We start from the raw sequence: 3,146 nt of genomic DNA, 5'->3' as shown, positions 1-3,146 counted from the left end.
CGTTGGGATCTATCACCATAAAGGCACTAGGATAGGTCGTGTAGCCATTGAAGGTAAAGGTTGAAGGGTATACCAACATGCCGTTCTCATACACCCCTATCAAAAGAGGAACTTGATAAAGGCGAATGTTTGGTAAATTTTGTTCGTAAAAACACCCACTACAAACAAACTTTAAAAGTTTTATTCAACGAAAAATTTGAAGTAATGGGGCATATCCAATTTACTATCGAGCCGCGTTGCTCATTAGAAAAAATACCCTTTATTCTTTCTTATGAAAATGGAAAGTTGACCTTGAAAATGGATGGGTGTTAGAATCAATTTGATAATACAAGAAAGCGGACTTTGAGTCCGCCTTCTACACACAACTATTTTTTGAAATTCTATAGCTTTAAAGCTTTTGCCTGTTTAAAAAATAAATCTTCAATACACAAACCAAAACCATCAAACTTTTCCTGAAGCAGATAGTCCTTCTGTTCAATCTTTTAATGTGGGTTCTCAATGTCAGATTATTCCTCTCGATATGATTAGTACCAAAACGTTTCACAGCATGCAATTGCTCCTCTATCAGATACCTGTAGTTTTTCAGCCTGTCGGTAAATATTTTTTTTGCTTCCGATAATTTCAATGTTTCAAGAACACGGCTTAAAGTTTTGTTAGTTCGTTTACCTACATTGAAACTCACAACAGTTTTAGAATCCTTTTCCAAAGCATAGACCAGCCAGATAAAATTTCGCTTGTTTCTGATATAGGTGCACATCTTATCAACTTCATAGATCTTCCCCTTACTGATAATGGGCTGTTGAATTCTCTTGGCAATTAATCCTTTTTAACAATGTGGTAGTCGAAATTTTTAATACCCTTGCAGTACTTCTTATTCCCAATCCTTCCTTGGTTAATTGGATAATGTTCTGATTGAGGTCTGACTTATAAGCATTGTAGCCATAGCAAGACTGTTGCCGCTTTTGACAGATACAACATTTATAACGTTGTTTTCCATTGTTTTGAAATCCATTCTTTATGCATTTACTATTACAAAAATTACATTTTATTTCCATGACCTATTTTGATACATTAAGATACAAGAAAAGCATTTTTAGGCCTTATCCGACCTCAAAAATAGAAGAGGTGACCTGTTGGGTCACCTCTAATTGGTTTGGAATCGCAAAATATATACTGCTCTTCAAGGGGTTAAAGTGATGTTTTCAAAAATACCTAATCTGAAACACTACCCTATATGTTTATTATTTCATCATTTACACATTTAATAACTATTCTTTCATCATAAAATTCAATACTTTCAAAGAAGTCGGGCAAAGAGTATATCTGAATGATTCTAAAATCTATAATGGATAACTTAATAATTTCAAGTTCAGTTATTACATATAATAAGTCTTTATTAATTTTTGTATCATAATAAAAATAATCTAAAGAAAGTTTTAAAAAGATTTCTCCTGTTGTAATTTCAAATATAATGAAATTTAAGTCTATGCCTATTAAACACCGAGAACTATCGATAAAATCTATATGGGGTTTAATAATCGTACTCTGCCAGCCAAATTTGTATTCATTTATTCCATTTGAAAATAAACCGAAAACCCTATCAGTCAATTTATCTTCAAACAAAACGGGAAGTTGTAAGTAGTTATATTCAGATTCCGAAATTTCTTTTGTATCTATGTTCATTTTATTTGAAAATTTTAGGAATTATTGTAGAAACAGCTGGTGTTGCACTCATGTTACCTCCTTCATAGTAAAACCCAACATCAACGCTTCCTTTCTTTCCAATATTTACACTTCTTGTAACTGTGGTGCCAAATTCATTAGTTTTAGTTGATATTACTTTTCCATTTTTAATAGCTCGATTAAAAATTTTGATTAGCTGACTTTCAGTTTTTATCCCAAGTGTTGTTAAATCCTTTAAATTTTGTGCTGATCTATCAATATTGTGTTTAGAACCAGACACGACACGTCCAAAGAAATAATCAAATTTTTTTGGAGCTACGGAAAATGCTGCCCTATTTGCCGCTAGGCCATTAATCAGTTTGCCATTAGTAGACATAGCACTTGTTCCTCCCGTTCCAACAATACTTATAGTACTATCAATGGCATCAGCATTCTGCTGAGAAACTCCAGTAGACTGTATAGCTTGACTTGTAAGAGTAGACTCTTCCTCTCCCGATATTAGCTGCTTCAGACCAGTTCCCGCAACATCAGTTCCATGAATTGCTACTGCACCACCAACAACAGCTCCTATACCAGTCCAGGATGTCGCAGCTCCTCCAGCTGTTCCAGCTATTGCTTCCAGTGTCCCTCCGAGCAACTTTAGTCCGCCTATAAATCGATTCCAACCTTTACCAGGCGGATCACTACTTTCAGGCGACAATCCCGTAGGATCCACCAGATTAATCGGATTCTGCATCGTATAGTTATACGGATTCCAATTAGGGAAGCTTTCCGCTAACGGATCCACACTCAACCAAATACTACTCCTAGAATCATAATACCTGGCTCCAAAATAATGCAGTCCCGTATAGTCATCCTTCTCCTTACCCGTAAACAGGAACGGTGTCTTGTAATAGCTGTTCGGGTTTTGCTCGGCCATCGTCTCCCCGAATGGTAAATTTAGGAAAAATTGATAGGCCACACCATTCAAATCTGTTAAAAATGTACTCGTTCCCAGATGGTCGAGGTGGTAGAAATAAACAGGGGCTATTGCCGCTGCCGCACGCTCCTGCAAGGATGGCGTACCTTCCCCTTCCCCTTCTTCCGCTGCTTCCTGCTGGAGCACCAGCTCCTCTTCCTCATAGGTCGAAGGATTGTAGTCGTCGAAGGTGGCCGTGCCTGCACCTGCACCTGTGAGATACAGCTGGAGGTCAGCAATCTGGCGTTCGCGCAGCTCCTCATCATCAAATGCAGCCGTTTCTTCCGTCCCGGGTTCCGCATCGGTTGCAGACGTCTTCATTGCATTCTCGTTAAAGATATCGGCGTTTTCCTCTCCAAGACGGCTCACGATACGCTGGCTTCCTGCATAGTAATGGTTGCTGTAAATCCCGTTGGGATCTATCACCATAAAGGCACTAGGATAGGTCGTGTAGCCATTGAAGGTAAAGGTTGAAGGGTATACCAACATGCCGTTCTCATACACC

The 3,146-nt window shown here is 38.1% G+C and carries 4 protein-coding genes; all 4 read right to left on the bottom strand.

Going from position 1 to position 3,146, the window contains the following annotated elements; all coding sequences use genetic code 11:
• Window positions 1-388: 388 nt before the first annotated feature.
• The gene (locus G508_RS20445) at window positions 389-757 is read right to left on the bottom strand and encodes an IS1 family transposase (RefSeq protein WP_245569881.1); all 369 of its coding nucleotides are present in this window, start codon (window positions 755-757) and stop codon (window positions 389-391) included.
• Window positions 758-782: 25 nt separating this feature from the next.
• Window positions 783-1,055 carry an IS1-like element transposase gene (locus G508_RS20440; RefSeq protein ID WP_245569880.1) on the bottom strand — a complete coding sequence of 91 codons (273 nt, stop codon included), beginning with the start codon at window positions 1,053-1,055 and terminating at the stop codon, window positions 783-785.
• A 175-nt stretch (window positions 1,056-1,230) separates the two neighbouring features.
• Window positions 1,231-1,683, bottom strand: a complete 453-nt coding sequence (locus G508_RS0115440) for a hypothetical protein (protein ID WP_026706157.1) — start codon at window positions 1,681-1,683, stop codon at window positions 1,231-1,233.
• Window position 1,684: 1 nt separating this feature from the next.
• A partial coding sequence (locus G508_RS20435) for an RHS repeat-associated core domain-containing protein (RefSeq protein ID WP_051197694.1) occupies window positions 1,685-3,146 on the bottom strand: 1,462 nt, incomplete at its 5' end.

Origin of the sequence: Flavobacterium soli DSM 19725 (assembly GCF_000422705.1) — a bacterium.
Lineage (GTDB): Bacteria > Bacteroidota > Bacteroidia > Flavobacteriales > Flavobacteriaceae > Flavobacterium > Flavobacterium soli.
The sequence above is the reverse complement of the archived record's forward strand: the minus strand, read 5'-3'. Positions and strand labels throughout refer to the sequence as shown.

Excerpts from the sequence above, each read along its gene's own strand:
- G508_RS20445 (WP_245569881.1), bottom strand. The coding sequence starts at position 757 with ATGTGCACCTATATCAGAAACAAGCGAAATTTTATCTGGCTGGTCTAT.
- G508_RS20440 (WP_245569880.1), bottom strand. The coding sequence starts at position 1,055 with ATGGAAATAAAATGTAATTTTTGTAATAGTAAATGCATAAAGAATGGA.
- G508_RS0115440 (WP_026706157.1), bottom strand. The coding sequence starts at position 1,683 with ATGAACATAGATACAAAAGAAATTTCGGAATCTGAATATAACTACTTA.